We start from the raw sequence: 14,712 nt of genomic DNA, 5'->3' as shown, positions 1-14,712 counted from the left end.
GGGAAGGTCAGCGGCGCTCGTACGGCAGCCAGCCGAAGCTTGCTTCTGAGGTGGTGGACGGCTTGTACTCGAGCCCGACCCAGCCGGTGTAACCGCATCCCTCCAGGGCGGTGAGCTGGTGGTCGAGCGGGAGTGTGCCGGTGCCGGGCTCGTTGCGACCCGGGTTGTCGGCGATCTGCACGTGGGCGACCCGGTCGGTGTGCTCGGCGATCACCCGGTCGACGTCGTCGCCGTTGACCGCGAGGTGGTACAGGTCCGCGAGCAGTCCGACGTTCGGTACGTCGTACGCCGCCTGGACGTGATCGATCACGCTCAGCGCGTCGGACGCGACCTTCAGCGGGTACCGCTCGGCGCCGCTGACCGGCTCGACGAGGACCGTGGCGCCGATCCGCGCGGCGGCCTGCGCGGCGAGAGCGAGGTTCTCGACGGCGACGTCGTCCTGCTCCTGCTCGCTGCTGCCGTCGACGCGGTTCCCGTACAGGGCGTTGAAGCCCTGGGTGCCGAGCCGCTCGCCGATGCCGACGGTGACGTCGACGTTGTCGCGGAACTCGCTGGACCGCTTCGGCCAGGACACCAGGCCGCGGTCGCCGCCCGGCATGTCACCGGCGAAGAAGTTCAGGCCGGTGAGCTGGACGCCGGCGTCGGTGACCGCGGTCACGAAGGCGTCGACCTGCCGCTGCGGCGGGACGGCCTCGACGAACGGCCACCAGAACTCCACCGCGCTGAACCCCGCCCGCCGAGCGGCCGCCGGCCGCTCGAGCAGAGGCAACTCGGTGAAGAGCAAAGAACAGTTCACCGTGTACTTCAGCTGGTGACTCATCCCGACTCCAATTTCCGCATTGTGGAACTTGATTTCTGCTCTGTGAAATGACCATAAGCTCACAGCATCGGAGCGTCAAGACGCCGGCGCCCGGCCCGCGCAGACCGGGGACTGTCTTACGCGGGCGCGCGCGTTGTACGTTCCTCTAAAGGGATCGGAGGTACGTCGTGTTGCTGGCCGAGCTGCTGGATGCGCCCGAGCTCGGGCTGCGGTTGATGCACTCGGCGGGCGGGATGCTGGACCGGCCGATCGGACGGCTCGTGACGACCGACCTGCTGGAGCCGGGGCGGTACCTGAGCGGCGGCGAAGTGGTGCTGACCGGGCTGGTCTGGCGGCGGCAGGCGGCCGACAGCGAGGTGTTCGTCGCGTCGATGGCCGGCCGCGGAGCGACCACGATCCTGGCGGGAAAGGCGCAGCTCGGTGACGTGCCGGCGGATCTCCTGGAGGCGTGCCGGCGGCACGACGTGACGTTGGTCGAGGTGCCGATCGAGGTCGCCTTCGCGGATGTGACGGAGTACGTCGCGGCGGCGGGATCGGCCGAGACCGGCGCACGGTTGTCGGCCAGCCTGGTGCGCCAACGGCAACTGCTGTCGTCGATCGCGGCCGGGCGGAGTCTGGACGAGCTCGCGGCGCGGATCTCCGCCGAGATCGGGCACGACTGCCGCGTGCTGACCCCTACCGGGCGCCACGTCGTACCAGGGCCGAGCGAGCTCGACGCCGAGACGGTCGACGCGGTGACGCGACGGTTCCTGACCGCGGACCGAATGCCCGCCGTGGCGGTTGCTCCGGACAACTCGTACAGCCTGTTTCCGGTTGGGTCGGGGTTCGGGAACAGGCTGACCGCTTGGGTGCTGGTCATCGACGGGGATCACACGACCTGGTCCCGCGATCACGTCGAGGCGGTGCACGAGCTGAGCGCGATCGCCGCGCTGGACCGTGCCCGCCGCGACGAGGGCCGTCGCGCGCTGCGCCCGTTGGTGGCCGACGCCCTCGCGCTGGTCGAGTCCGGCGCCCCGCAGGCCGAGGTCGCCGCGCGGCTCCGGCAGGCGGGCGCACACGCGGAGCGGCCGATGGTCGTCGCGGTCGCCGAACTGCGCGACGACAGCCCTGGCGAGGTCGCGCTGAGCCTGCTCGAGGACGTCGCCCTCACGGTCGGACCGGCCGTCGTCGCGCCGGGCCGCGACGATCTGCTGGTCGGGTTCCTGCCCTTCACCCCCGAGCTTCCCGAGCACCTGCGCCGGGCTTTCGGGCGCCTCGGGCCGGGCCTCAACCGAGCCCGCCTGACGGTCGGGATCAGCGGGGAGACGTCGATCGACGCGCTCGCCGGTGCGCTCGAGGAGGCCCGGTTCGCGCAGCGGGCGGCCAGGGCGGCCCGGGCACCGGTCTCGGTGGTGACCTCCGACGAGGTCGCCTCACACGTCCTCCTCCTCGGCACGCTCCCGGACGACGTCCGGCGTACGTACAGCAACCGCGTCCTCGGTGCGGTCCTCGACCACGACCGCCGTACCCATGCCGACCTGCTCATGACGCTGCAGGCCTTCCTCGCCTGCTCGTGCTCCTGGACCCGTACGGCGGAGTACCTGCATCTGCATGTCAACACCGTTCGCTACCGGATCGAACGCGTTGAGCAACTGACCGGACGCGATCTGTCGACACTCGAGGACCGGGTGGACGTGTTCCTCGCCTGCAAATCGCTGTAGTTGTGTGATCACACAAAACGGAGCGTTCTCCGGGCGTTCATCTTCGGAGGTTCACGGGGTGCAATCCACCGCTCGGTGAGCCGATGCTCGGGTGCAGGTCAAATCCCCGCCGCCCCACGCAGCCGAGGAGCGTGTCCCGATGAAGGCAGTCCTGCGACCGAGCCGCCATACCAACCGCCATCCTGTCGACCAGGTGCTGCCACCTGGGAAGCTCGCGGTGTACGGCGCTCAGCACGTACTGGCGTTCTACGCCGGGGCGGTGATCGTACCGATCCTGCTCGCCAGTGCGATCGGACTCACCACCGAGCAGCTCATCCACCTGATCAACGCCGACCTCTTCACCTGCGGGATCGCGTCGATCATCCAGTCGGTCGGCTTCTGGAAGGTCGGCGTCCGGCTGCCGCTCCTGCAGGGCGTGACCTTCACCGCGGTGTCGCCGATGATCGCGATCGGTCTCGCGGCCGGTGGCGGGACCAACGGTCTGCTGGTGATCTACGGCGCCGTTCTGGTGGCCGGTCTGGCGACGTTCTTCATCGCACCGTTCTTCAGCAAGCTGATCCGGTTCTTCCCGCCGGTGGTGACCGGCTCGGTGATCACGATCATCGGTTTGGCGCTGCTGCCGGTCGCGGCCGGGGACGCGGTCGGCGGCGCCGGTCCGACCGCCGCGCCGACCAGCGGCAAGAACATGGCCTACGCACTCGGCACGCTCGCGCTGATCGTCCTGATCCAGCGCGTCTTCAAGGGCTTCATGGCGACCATCGCGGTCCTGGTCGGTCTGGTGGTCGGGACGCTGGTGGCCTGGGCCTTGGGCGACGCGCACTTCGGCGCGGTCGGCGACGCGGCCTGGGCGGGCGTGACGACGCCGTTCTACTTCGGCTGGCCGAAGTTCTCGATCGCCGCGATCATCTCGATGATCGTGGTCATGCTGATCACCGCGGTGGAGACCACCGGTGACGTGTTCGCGACCGGTGAGATCGTCGAGAAGCGGATCGGCCGCGACGACATCGCCCGGGCGCTGCGGGCCGACGGCCTGGCGACCACGATCGGCGGCGTCTTCAACTCGTTCCCGTACACCTGCTTCGCCGAGAACGTCGGGCTGGTCCGGCTGACCCGGATCCGCAGCCGGTGGGTGGTCGCGACCGCGGGAGCGATCATGATCCTGATCGGGCTGGTGCCGAAGGCCGGTGCGGTCGTGGCCGGCGTACCGCACCCGGTGCTCGGCGGCGCGGCGCTGGCGATGTTCGCGACCGTGGCCGTCGTCGGGTTCCAGACGCTCGCGAAGGTCGACTTCCACGACCACCGGAACGTGGTGATCGTGGCGACCAGCGTCGGCCTGGCGATGTACGTGACCGCGCAGCCGCAGGTCGCCCAGGCCGTCCCGGACTGGGCCGAGATCATCTTCGGCAGCGGCATCACGCTCGGCAGCCTGACCGCGATCTTCCTGAACATCCTGTTCCACCACGTCGGCAAGAACTTCGGCCCGGCGGTGGCCGGCCAGCCGGGTGACAGCGTCCGGCTGGACCAGGTGAACCAGATGACCCGCGAGGAGTTCGTCGAGACCTTCGGCAGCCTGTTCCAGGGTCCGCGCTGGGCCGTCGAGCGGGCCTGGGACATGCGCCCGTACGCCGACACGCACGCGCTCCGGCGCTCGTTCCAGGAGGCGTTGTTCTCCGGCTCCCGGGAGGAGCAGCGAGACCTGATCCAGGCGTACCCACAGCTCGGTTCGCAGGTCGTGGCCGAGGGCCGCAGCGGCGAGGCGTCGTTGCGGGACCAGTCGGACAAGGGGCTGACGTTCCTCGGCGACCCGGAGCGGGACGAGCTGACCGCGATCACTTCGGCGTACGAGGACCGCTTCGGCTTCCCCTTGGTGATCTCGGTGCGCGACGCTGAGTCGTACGAACGGATCGTCGAGCAGGGTCGTGAGCGGCTCGGCAACTGCGAGAACCAGGAGCACGCCGCCGCGCTGCTCGAGATCGCGAAGATCGCCGGCTACCGGTTCGACGACTTCGTCTCCGACGCCAACCCGATCCACAGTGCACGCACCCGATGGAGCACGAACCGATGACTACGCAAGCCCTCCGCGCCCCTGCGCTGACCGTGAACGGTGAACTCACCGCGCTTGGCGACATCTCTGTCCACACCACCGTGCTGGACTGGCTGCGGGATCGCGGCCTGACCGGCGCCAAGGAGGGCTGTGCGGAGGGCGAGTGTGGTGCCTGCTCGGTGATGGTCGCCCGCCCCGGCACCGACTCGGAGACCGAGTGGACCGCGGTGAACGCCTGCCTGCTGCCGGTGGCGTCGCTGGACGGCCAGGAGCTGGTCACGTCGGAGGGCCTGGGTTCTCCGGCTGAGCTGCACCCGGTCCAGCAGGAGATGGCGGTCCGCGGGGGCTCCCAGTGCGGGTACTGCACACCGGGCTTCATCTGCAGCATGGCAGCGGAGTACTACCGGCCAGGACGTGCTTGTGGAGAGGGTGATCATGAGCACGGGCCGAACGGGTTCGATCTGCACGCGTTGAGCGGGAACCTGTGCCGGTGCACCGGCTATCGGCCGATCCGGGACGCCGCGTACGCGTTGGACGCTCCGGCCGAGAACGACGCGTTCGCCGTACGCCGGGACGCGGCCCCGCCTGCTCCCGCGGCGACCGGGATGGTCTCGCCCGAAGGGGAGTTCATCCGGCCCGCGACGCTCGCCGAAGTCCTCAGTGTCCTGGGCGAGCGGAACGACGCGGTAGTGGTCGCCGGGTCGACCGACCTGGGTGTCCAGGTGAACATCTTCGGTTCCCGCCCACCGTTGACCATCGCGATCGACCGCTTGGAAGAGCTCCGGGAGTTCAGCTTCGGGGCGGACGAGGTTCGGTTGGGTGCGGCGCTGACGCTGACCGAGATCGAGCGGAAGCTGGCCGGCCGGGTTCCGCTGCTCGCCCAGATGTTCCCGCAGTTCGCCTCGCGGCTGATCCGGAACGGCGCGACGATCGGCGGCAATCTGGGCACCGGTTCACCGATCGGCGACACGCCACCTGCCTTGTTGGCGCTGGATGCTTCGTTGGTGCTGGCCTCCAGCCGCGGGGAGCGGACCGTGCCGCTCGCGGAGTACTTCACCGGGTACCGGGAGACCTTGAAGGCACCCGACGAGCTGATCAAGACGATCGTCCTTCCGTTGCCGTTGGCACCGATGACCGCGTTCCACAAGATCGCCAAGCGGCGCTTCGACGACATCTCGAGCGTCGCGATCGGGTACGCCGTCGAGGTGACGGACGGCGTGGTGCGCGCGGCGCGGATCGGGCTCGGCGGCGTCGCGGCGACCCCGTTGCGCGCCCGGGAGACCGAGGCCGCGCTGGTCGGCCGCCCGTGGACCGAGGAGACGGTGCGGATCGCGGCCGGGGTGATGGCCGCGGAGGGTACGCCGATGGACGATCACCGCGCGAGCTCGTCGTACCGCTCCGCGATGCTCGGCCAGTCGCTACTGCGCTTCTACTACCAGGAGGTCGGCGCATGAGCTCGTTGTCGGAACGGCCTGCTGCGGCGGTCGTTGGCGTACCGATGCCGCATGAGAGCGCGGCGCTGCACGTGACCGGGGCCGCCTTGTACACGGACGATCTGGTGATGCGTACCCGCGACGTACTGCACGCTTGGCCGGTGCAGTCGCCGCACGCCCACGCGCGCGTCACCGCGCTCCGGGTGAAGCCGGCGTACGACGTTCCGGGTGTGGTGCGTGTGCTGACGGCGGACGACGTACCGGGGGTGAACGACGCCGGCGTGAAGCACGACGAGCCGTTGTTCCCGGGTGAGGTGATGTTCAACGGGCATGCGGTGTGCTGGGTGCTCGGGGAGACGTTGGAGGCCGCGCGGCTCGGGTCGTTGGCGGTGGAGGTCGAGTACGAACCGCTGCCGTCGCTGGTGACCGTGCGCGAGGCGATCGACGCGGGAAGCTTCCAGGGCATCGGGCGGCATCTGGAGCGCGGCGATGTCTCGGCTGCTCTGGCTGGCGCGGAACACGTGTTCCGTGGCGAGTTCGAGTTCGCCGGGCAGGAGCACTTCTACCTCGAGACGCACGCGGCGCTGGCACTCGTGGACGAGTACGGGCAGATCTTCGTGCAGTCGAGTACGCAGCACCCGTCGGAAACGCAGGAAATCGTCGCACATGTGCTCGGGCTGGCCAGCCATTCGGTGACGGTGCAGTGCCTGCGGATGGGCGGCGGCTTCGGCGGCAAGGAGATGCAGCCGCACGGATTCGCCGCGATCGCCGCGCTGGGCGCGACGTTGACCGGGCGGCCGGTGCGGTTGCGGCTGAACCGGACGCAGGACATGACGATGTCGGGGAAGCGGCACGGGTTCCACAGCTCGTGGACCGTCGGGTTCGGGGCCGACGGCAAGCTTGTCGCGTTGGACGCGACCCTGACGGCCGATGGCGGGTGGAGTCTCGACCTTTCGGAGCCGGTGCTGGCGCGCGCGATATGCCATATCGACAACGCTTACGAGATTCCGCATGTCCGGGTGGACGGGCGGATCGCGCAGACCAACAAGACGTCACAGACCGCGTTCCGCGGGTTCGGCGGGCCGCAGGGGATGCTCGTGATCGAGGACATCCTCGGACGGTGCGCCCCGCTCCTCGGGTACGACGCGTTGGAGCTCCGTCGGCGGAACTTCTACCAGGCGGGCGATTCCACGCCGTACGGGCAACCGGTACGGCACGCGGACCGGCTGGAGTCGTGCTGGTCGCAGGTGCTGTCGGGTGGCGAGGTGGCTGCGCGGCTGGGGGCCATTGAGGCGTTCAACGCGTCGCACGACCACGTGAAGCGCGGGCTGGCGATGACGCCGGTGAAGTTCGGGATCTCGTTCAACCTGACCGCGTTCAACCAGGCCGGCGCGCTCGTGCACGTCTACAAGGACGGCTCGGTACTGATCAACCACGGCGGCACCGAGATGGGACAGGGCCTGCACACCAAGATGCTGCAGGTGGCGGCGACCACGCTCGGGTTGCCGTTGGCGCGGGTACGACTGGCGCCGACGCGGACCGACAAGGTGCCGAACACGTCCGCGACCGCGGCGTCGTCGGGTGCTGATCTGAACGGCGCGGCGATCAAGAACGCGTGCGAGCAGATCCGGGAACGGCTGGCGCAGGTCGCCGGCGGGCGGCTCGGGATCAGCCCGTCGGACGTGCGCTTCGTGGACGGCGTCGCCCGCGGGCTGTCCGGGGACGGGGTCGACTGGAACGAGCTGGTCAATCTCGCGTACCACCAGCGCGTGCAGCTCTGGGCAGCCGGGTTCTACCGGACCGAGGGCCTGCACTGGGACGCCAACGCGATGCGCGGCGAGCCGTTCAAGTACTTCGCGTACGGCGTTGCGGCGTCCGAGGTCGAGGTCGACGGGTTCACCGGGTCGTACACGCTGCGCCGCGTCGACATCGTGCACGACGTCGGGGACAGCCTCAGCCCGTTGATCGACATCGGCCAGATCGAGGGCGGCCTCGTGCAGGGCGCCGGGTGGCTGACGCTCGAAGACCTCCGCTGGGACGAGAGCACCGGAGACCGTCGCGGTCGGCTGTCCACGCAGGCGGCGAGCACGTACAAGCTCCCGAGCTTCTCCGAGATGCCCGAGGTCTTCAACGTCACCCTCCTCGAGAAGGCCCACGAGGAAGGCGCCGTCTACGGCTCCAAGGCCGTCGGCGAACCCCCACTCATGCTCGCCTTCTCCGTCCGAGAAGCCCTACGCCACGCAGCAGCAGCCTTCGGCCCACCCGGCACCAGCGTCGACCTCCCTTCACCCGCCACACCCGAGGCCGTCTACTGGGCGGTCGACCGAGCCCGAGGAGGTGTCTCGTGGAGTGGATGAAAGCAGTCCAACTGTTGCGATCCAGTCGCCGGCCGGGGGTTCTCGTCACCGTGATGTCCGTTCGTGGGCATGCGCCTCGGGAGGCTGGGGCGAAGATGGTTGTTGCTGCCGACAACGTCTGGTCGACTGTTGGTGGGGGCAACATGGAGGCGTTGGCGGTCGAGCGGTCGCGAGAGATGATCGCCGACGGTGCCACGACTCCTGAGGTGCTGACGGCGGCGTTGTCCGACAAAGCGACGTACCAGCACGGGGTTCAGTGTTGTGGTGGTGAGGTGAAGCTGTTGCTGGAACCGTTGCCCGTGGTGCCGTCCGTGGCGATCTTCGGAGTCGGGCATGTGGGGCTGGAGCTGGCGCGGGTTCTCGCGCGGCACGATCTCGAGCTGCATCTGATCGACTCGCGCGCCGACCAACTGACGACCGACCGGCTGGCAGTGCTGGACGACGCGATCGCGAACGTCCATGTCCACAACGTGCCGGTGCTACCGGAGCTCGTCGTCAGCGAACTGCCGCCCGGTACGCACGTTCTGATCATGACCCACGACCACGCCGAGGATGCGGCGCTCTGTGACGCCGCGATTCGCAACGCGGAGCTGGCGACCATCGGGTTGATCGGTTCCAGTGCGAAGTGGACCCGGTTCCAGCGCAAGCTCGCCGAGGACGGCAACTCCGCCGAGGCGATCGCTCGCATCACCACCCCGATCGGGCTGTCCGATCTTCCCGGCAAGGAGCCGGCCATGATCGCGGTCAGCGTCGCCGCCTGGCTCCTGCAGCAGTTCACCGCCGAGCAATCCGCTCGGGCCCAGACCGCCGAGCGGCATCCCGTGTCGGCACAGTCCGCCGAAGGTCGCCCCGCCTCGGCTCAGCGTGAGGCAAAGGCATGACTCTTTATCGTGGCACGTTCATCGACACGCCGGAGAACCCGTTCGACGGCGGCGGCCTGCGGGTCGACAGCGACGCGGGACTGCTGGTCGAGGACGGGATGATCGTTGCCCGCGGCCCGTTCGCGGAGATCCGCGAGGCGCACCCCGCCGAGCAGGTCGTGGATCTGCGCGACGGCGTCGTACTGCCCGGATTCGTCGACACCCACGTGCACTTCCCGCAGATCCGCGCGGTCGGCGGGCTCGGACTGCCGTTGCTCGAGTGGCTCGACCGGTACGCCCTCCCCGAGGAGGCGCGGATGGCGGACGTCGACTACGCGTCCGGCGTGGCCAACGAATTCGTCCGGGGACTGGCGGCGGCCGGTACGACGTCCGCGCTCGTCTTCGGCGCGCACTACGCCGACGCGGTCGATACACTCTTCGACGCCGCGTCCAAGGTCGGCCTCCGGATCACCTCCGGGCTGGTGCTGAGCGACCGCTTGCTCCGGCCGGAGCTGCTCACCACCCCGGTCCGCGCGTACGCCGAATCGCTCGCCCTCGCGAACCGCTGGCACGGCGTCGGCCGCAACCGGTACGCCGTCACGCCGCGCTTCTCGCTCTCGTGCACGGACGAACTGCTCGCGACGTGCCGCGAACTGATGGACGCGATCCCCGGCGCGCTGTTCACCTCGCACGTGAACGAGAACGAGGCCGAGATCGCTTCGGTCGCCGATCTGTTCAACGGCAGCGACTACGTGACGACGTACGACCGGCACGGCCTGGTGGACCGGCGTACCGTCCTCGCGCACAACGTCCACCCGACGGACGTCGAGCTGAAGACGCTCGCGACCAGTGGCGCGACGGTTGCTCACTGCCCCACGAGCAACGCGGCGCTCGGCAGCGGGCTGTTCCCGCTGACACGGCACCTGCAGTACGGCGTCCGCGTGGCGCTCGGATCGGATGTCGGCGCGGGCACGGGCTTCTCGCTCCTGAAGGAAGGGCTCCAGGCGTACTTCTGCCAGCAACTCCAAGGCGACCAGGGCCGCCCGCTGTCGGCAGCCCACCTGCTCTACCTAGCCACCACAGCCGGCGCCGAAGCCCTGGACCTGCCCCAGGTCGGCCACCTCTCGGTCGGCCACCACTTCGACGCCCAACTGCTCCGCCCCTCCGAAGGCTCCCCCCTGGCCGTAGGCATCACCCACGCCGAAGACACCGAGGAAGCCCTGGCCCGAATCTTCACCCTCGGCACCCCCGCCGACGTCCAGGCCGTCTGGATCAACGGCGACCTCCTGCACTGATCACCCACGCCGGGGACTGGGAACAAGCAATCGCCTGTTCCCAGTCCCCGTGGCATGTGCCGCCAACGCTCTCCTGATCCGCGCGGCAGTGTCGTGCGGGTGGTCCAGGTCGGCCCAGCCGAAACGCAGTACGCCGAAGCCGCGCTCGCGGAGACGGTCCTCCCGCCACTTCTCGCCAGTACGGCGTCTGCGTTGTCGCCGTACTTCATCGCGCCGTCGAACTCGACGATCAGGACTCCGGCGAGCAGGAAGTCGACCCGACCGATCAGGCGACCATCCGCGTCCCGGATCTCCACCCTGCAGCTCGGGCGTCGGCAGACCGTGGTTCGCAAGCAGGACGCGGAAGCGTGACTCGCCGACCGACTCGCTCCGGGCATCGGCGAACAGTACGGCGGCCTGTGCGGCCGGCAGGCCGTGCCAGTGCCGATGACGACGTACGACGGCAGCCAACCGTTCACGGGTCGTCAGCCGGCGGAGGGCGACGTCAGCCAGGACGACCCCGACCTCGTACGACGTCGTACAAGCGGTCTCCACGATCGCTCGATCGACGCTGGTGACATGGAGACCGCCCAGCTCCACGACCTCGTCCGCCGCGGGCCTGCCGCGGTGTACCTGGACCCCTCGGCCAGTGCGGGGCCGGCCGGACGCCCTGCGGGTGAAATGCGCCCTGGACAGATCGGTGCCCCAGACGGGCAAGCCGTGGAGCAGGGCAGCGGATTGGTGACTCACGACGACGTCACCGAGCCGTTCGCTGGCCATCCGCACGTGCAGTAGGTGGAGCCTCGCTGCCCGCTCCCAGGGCGGCTCATCCGGCCAGGCCCGCGGGTCGACGTACGAGTTGAAGCTCATCCTGAGCCACTGCCCGCTGCGCACGCGTTGCCGCAGCTCACTGTCGCTGTACCCGGCGGCGTGCGCGTCCGGTCGCGTGAACCACCCGCCCCGGCCGGCCGCGATCACTTCCAATCGTCTGTTCATGCCCAAGAAGGTGCACGTGTCACGCGCCGCGCGGACAGGCGATCGCTCAACTGTGGATAACCCCGGGGACTGGGAACAGGCCATTGCGTGTTCCCAGTGCCCGGGGGTTGTCGCAAGTCAGCTGAGGAGGGCGGCTTGGGTGGCGAGAGTGTCGGTGTCGGCGGTTTGGAGTACGTCGTGTTCGACCACGGGGCGGCCGTTGGCCAGGAGGAGGGTCAGGGGTGGGGGTGTGGAGAGGGTGAGGGCTGCGATCGGGTCGGGGATGCCGGCGTGTGGGAGGGTGGTCAGGTTCCACACCGCCAGGTCGGCTTGTTTGCCGGGTTCGAGTGAGCCGATGTCATTGGAGCGGCCAAGGATGCGGGCGCCGTCCAGGGTCGCCATCTCCAGGGCGGCGCGGACGGTCAGGGCTTGCGGGCCGCCGCGGGCGCGGGCGAAGAGCAGGGCGTGGCGGAGCTCCTCCACCAGGCTCCCGGATTCGTTGCTCGCGGCACCGTCCACACCCAGTCCGACCGGCGAACCGGCGGCCCGGAGATCCGCCGTACGGGCGATGCCGGCGCCGAGGCGGGCGTTCGAGCTGGGACAGTGCGCGACGCCGGTGCCGGTACTGCCCAGGTGCTTGATCTCCGCGTCGTCGAAATGGATCCCGTGCGCGAACCACACGTCCGGACCCGTCCAGCCGAGACGGTCGGCGTACTCGAGCGGCGTGCAGTTGAACGTCTCCCGGCACCAGTCCGTCTCGTCCGTGGTCTCGGCGAGATGCGTGTGCATCCGTACGCCGCGACGCCGCGCGAGCTCGGCCGACTCGCGCATCAGCTCACCGCTCACGCTGAACGGCGAACACGGCGCGACCACGATCTGCAGCATCGAATCCGGCGCCGGATCGTGCCAGCGGTCGATCGCGGCCTCGGTCGCGGCGAGGATCTCGTCCCGGTTCTCGACCACGGAATCAGGCGGCAGCCCGCCGTCCTTCTGACCGCGATCCATCGACCCGCGGGCCGGATGGAACCGCAGTCCGATCTCACTCGCCGCGGCGATCTCCGCCGCGAGCAGGTCGCCACCGTCGCGGGGGAACACGTAGTGGTGGTCGGCGACCGTCGTGCATCCGGTCCGCGCGAGCTGGGCGAGCGCCGCCCGCGCCGCGACGTACACGGTCTCCTCGGAGATCCGCGCCCACACCGGGTACAGGGTCGTCAGCCACTCGAAGAGGGTCGCGTCCGCGGCGAGACCGCGCGTGACCCACTGGTACAGGTGCTGGTGCGTGTTCACGAACCCCGGCGTGACGAGGCAGCCGCGTCCGTCCACGACCCGAGCATCGTCGTACGCCGGAGCGGGTCCGGGCCCGACCGCTGTCAGGCGATTGCCCTCGGCAACCACGTGCCCGCCGAACTCGCGCCGGGCCGGATCGAGGGTCGCCACGTAGGCGCCCTCGATCACGATCTTCGACATGATCAGCAGAATCCGGGGACGGCGTGCCAGGCGCTGCCGGCGTCGCTCGCGTCGTCGCGCGTGACGGTCGCCTCGATCAGGCCGTACGGGCGATCGGCGGCGATGAAGACCTCGCCCGGGTTCTCGGTGCCGAACGGCGACAGGTCGACGAGGAAGTGGTGCTTGTTCGGCGCGGAGAACTTGATCTCGGCGACCTCCGGGTGCTGCTCCAGCACCGCCGACCCCATCCCGTACAGCGTCTGCTGCAACGCGAGACTGTGGATCGTGGCGAAGCGCGAGAGCAGCAGTCCCTTGATCTCGTCGTACGACTTGTCCCAGTCGACCGAGCCATCTCCGGTTCGTCTGGTGTCGTAGCGCCACCGTGCGACCAGTGACGTGGCCAGGATCCGGTCGTTCGTCTCCGGCAGGGTCGTGTACTCGTCCTTCAGGAACCCGTGGAACTCCGACCCGGTCGACTTCAGGACGACGAGATCGCTGATCCCCGACACGACGTACGTCTTCCGCTCGGCACCCCGGCCCTCCACGTTGACGACCGTGTTCCGTACGCCGCCGCCGGTCCGGACGAACGAGTGGTCGTGGCCCTGTCCGTCGACCTGGATCCGGTCCCAGGCGTACTCCTCGACCTCGATCCGGGCGCCCTGCGCGGCCGGCGACGCGTCCAGGAAGTGCGCGCCGAGCGTCAGCGCGTAGTCCTCGATCGCCCCGATCCCCTTCTCCTTGGCGAAGGCGAACGCGGTGTTCTTCTGCGTGTCGGTCGGCAGCACGTCGGACTGGTCGCCGGTCGTGTGCGCGTCCTCGAAGTCGCCGCGGAGTGCGGTCGACACGTTCAGGTCGCGGATCTGGTGGCGGGGCGTGTCGCGGTAGATGCGGACCACGCGGTTCTCGGCTTTGCCGTACTGGTTGGCTCCCAGGTGGATCGCCATCTGAGATCAGCTCCCTCGGTAGGTGGAAAACGCGAACGGGCTGAGCAGCAACGGGACGTGGTAATGCCGCTCGTCGGCGACCGTGAAGGTCACGGAGACCTCGGGAAAGAAGATGTCCTGGCCGGTTTCGGCGGCGTACGACGCGACGTCGAACCAGAGCCGGTACGTGCCGTGCTCGAGCTCGGGCTGCAGCTCGGCGATGCGGCCGTCGGCGTCCGTCGTACCGGTGGCTTCGACAACGTCACCGCGGTAGAGCCGGACCTGGACGTTCTGCGCCGGGCGGCCCAGCGCGGTGTCGAGAACGTGCGTGCTGAGCGAACTCATGCGACCACCTTCCCCAGGCGGAGCAGCGCGATCTTGCGCAGCTCCTCGTGTACGACGGTTGCCTCGGTTGCGTCGTCGTGGGTGAGACGGGTTCGCAGGTTGTCGAGCATCTGCGCCGCCGACAGTCCCGTGGCGCAGATCAGGAACACCCGGCCGAACCGGTTCTCGTACTGACGGTTGCCCTCGGCAAGCTCCTGCCGAACCCGGGCGTCGTCGCCGACCCCCGACTGCTCGGTGCGCGACCAGGCGGCCTCGGTACTCGCGCCCTGCGGCCGGTCACCGATCCGCGGGTGCGCCTGCAGTGCACGATCGACCTCGCTGTCGTCGAGCTCCCGGAGCATCTGGTCGGCATACGCGGTCAGTGCCGCGAGATCGCCGTACGGCCGCTTGGCCGCGATCGCGTCGACCCAGCGGGGCACGTCACAGCAGGCCGCCAGTGCCGGCCGCAGCCGGTCGGTCGGAGCGGAGTTGAACTCCTCCAGGTCCACGGATCACACCTTCTCGAATCCCGAAATCGACTTTCCGTATGACGAGA

The 14,712-nt window shown here is 69.3% G+C and carries 12 protein-coding genes; 6 read left to right on the top strand and 6 right to left on the bottom strand.

Annotation, left to right across the window (positions count from 1 at the left end; translation table 11 throughout):
- Positions 1-7: 7 nt before the first annotated feature.
- Positions 8-820 carry a hydroxypyruvate isomerase family protein gene (locus E0H50_RS34185; RefSeq protein ID WP_131295146.1) on the bottom strand — a complete coding sequence of 271 codons (813 nt, stop codon included), beginning with the start codon at positions 818-820 and terminating at the stop codon, positions 8-10.
- A 167-nt stretch (positions 821-987) separates the two neighbouring features.
- On the opposite strand from E0H50_RS34185, the gene E0H50_RS34180 reads away from it, so the two are divergent.
- The 6 genes from E0H50_RS34180 (at position 988) to guaD (ending at position 10,509) form a co-directional block, all read left to right on the top strand.
- A complete protein-coding gene (locus E0H50_RS34180; RefSeq protein WP_131295145.1) occupies positions 988-2,520 on the top strand; it encodes a PucR family transcriptional regulator in 1,533 nt (510 codons plus the stop codon).
- Between the two features lie 139 nt (positions 2,521-2,659).
- A complete protein-coding gene (uraD, locus tag E0H50_RS34175) occupies positions 2,660-4,585 on the top strand; it encodes a 2-oxo-4-hydroxy-4-carboxy-5-ureidoimidazoline decarboxylase (protein ID WP_131295144.1) in 1,926 nt (641 codons plus the stop codon).
- Positions 4,582-6,018: a xanthine dehydrogenase small subunit gene (locus E0H50_RS34170; protein WP_131295143.1), complete on the top strand. Its 1,437-nt coding sequence runs from the start codon at positions 4,582-4,584 to the stop codon at positions 6,016-6,018. Before uraD (E0H50_RS34175) ends, E0H50_RS34170 begins: the two co-directional genes overlap by 4 nt.
- A complete protein-coding gene (xdhB, locus tag E0H50_RS34165; protein ID WP_131295142.1) occupies positions 6,015-8,354 on the top strand; it encodes a xanthine dehydrogenase molybdopterin binding subunit in 2,340 nt (779 codons plus the stop codon). Before E0H50_RS34170 ends, xdhB begins: the two co-directional genes overlap by 4 nt.
- Positions 8,351-9,235, top strand: coding sequence for a xanthine dehydrogenase accessory protein XdhC (gene xdhC, locus E0H50_RS34160; RefSeq protein ID WP_165547400.1), 885 nt, complete (start codon positions 8,351-8,353; stop codon positions 9,233-9,235). Before xdhB ends, xdhC begins: the two co-directional genes overlap by 4 nt.
- A complete protein-coding gene (gene guaD, locus E0H50_RS34155; RefSeq protein WP_131295140.1) occupies positions 9,232-10,509 on the top strand; it encodes a guanine deaminase in 1,278 nt (425 codons plus the stop codon). The genes xdhC and guaD overlap by 4 nt, the downstream gene beginning before the upstream one ends.
- Here the strand turns inward: guaD and E0H50_RS34150 are convergent, their stop codons facing one another.
- The 5 genes from E0H50_RS34150 to uraD (E0H50_RS34130) all read right to left on the bottom strand — a co-directional run bounded on the left by E0H50_RS34150 (position 10,510) and on the right by uraD (E0H50_RS34130) (position 14,665).
- Complete coding sequence (locus E0H50_RS34150; RefSeq protein ID WP_131295139.1) at positions 10,510-11,484, bottom strand: type IV toxin-antitoxin system AbiEi family antitoxin domain-containing protein; 975 nt, start codon at positions 11,482-11,484, stop codon at positions 10,510-10,512. It lies immediately after the preceding gene.
- 117 nt (positions 11,485-11,601) lie between these two features.
- Entirely contained in the window at positions 11,602-12,930 is a 1,329-nt protein-coding gene (locus E0H50_RS34145) for an 8-oxoguanine deaminase (protein WP_131295138.1), read from the bottom strand.
- A 2-nt stretch (positions 12,931-12,932) separates the two neighbouring features.
- Positions 12,933-13,853 carry a factor-independent urate hydroxylase gene (gene pucL / locus E0H50_RS34140; protein WP_131295137.1) on the bottom strand — a complete coding sequence of 307 codons (921 nt, stop codon included), beginning with the start codon at positions 13,851-13,853 and terminating at the stop codon, positions 12,933-12,935.
- Positions 13,854-13,859: 6 nt separating this feature from the next.
- On the bottom strand, positions 13,860-14,177 hold the full coding sequence (uraH, locus tag E0H50_RS34135; RefSeq protein ID WP_131295136.1) for a hydroxyisourate hydrolase: 318 nt from the start codon (positions 14,175-14,177) through the stop codon (positions 13,860-13,862).
- Entirely contained in the window at positions 14,174-14,665 is a 492-nt protein-coding gene (gene uraD / locus E0H50_RS34130; RefSeq protein WP_131295135.1) for a 2-oxo-4-hydroxy-4-carboxy-5-ureidoimidazoline decarboxylase, read from the bottom strand. The genes uraH and uraD (E0H50_RS34130) overlap by 4 nt, the downstream gene beginning before the upstream one ends.
- Positions 14,666-14,712 lie beyond the last annotated feature (47 nt).

The organism is Kribbella sindirgiensis, from assembly GCF_004331435.1.
GTDB classification, from domain to species: domain Bacteria; phylum Actinomycetota; class Actinomycetes; order Propionibacteriales; family Kribbellaceae; genus Kribbella; species Kribbella sindirgiensis.
Note: the sequence above shows the minus strand (reverse complement) of the source record. Positions and strands in the feature narration are given on the sequence as shown.

Bases quoted from the DNA above. Each gene is read 5' to 3' on its own strand.
- pucL (WP_131295137.1), bottom strand. From the start codon at position 13,853: ATGGCGATCCACCTGGGAGCCAACCAGTACGGCAAAGCCGAGAACCGC.
- uraH (WP_131295136.1), bottom strand. From the start codon at position 14,177: ATGAGTTCGCTCAGCACGCACGTTCTCGACACCGCGCTGGGCCGCCCG.
- E0H50_RS34150 (WP_131295139.1), bottom strand. From the start codon at position 11,484: ATGAACAGACGATTGGAAGTGATCGCGGCCGGCCGGGGCGGGTGGTTC.
- E0H50_RS34185 (WP_131295146.1), bottom strand. From the start codon at position 820: ATGAGTCACCAGCTGAAGTACACGGTGAACTGTTCTTTGCTCTTCACC.
- uraD (WP_131295144.1), top strand. From the start codon at position 2,660: ATGAAGGCAGTCCTGCGACCGAGCCGCCATACCAACCGCCATCCTGTC.
- xdhC (WP_165547400.1), top strand. From the start codon at position 8,351: ATGAAAGCAGTCCAACTGTTGCGATCCAGTCGCCGGCCGGGGGTTCTC.
- guaD (WP_131295140.1), top strand. From the start codon at position 9,232: ATGACTCTTTATCGTGGCACGTTCATCGACACGCCGGAGAACCCGTTC.
- xdhB (WP_131295142.1), top strand. From the start codon at position 6,015: ATGAGCTCGTTGTCGGAACGGCCTGCTGCGGCGGTCGTTGGCGTACCG.
- E0H50_RS34170 (WP_131295143.1), top strand. From the start codon at position 4,582: ATGACTACGCAAGCCCTCCGCGCCCCTGCGCTGACCGTGAACGGTGAA.
- E0H50_RS34145 (WP_131295138.1), bottom strand. From the start codon at position 12,930: ATGTCGAAGATCGTGATCGAGGGCGCCTACGTGGCGACCCTCGATCCG.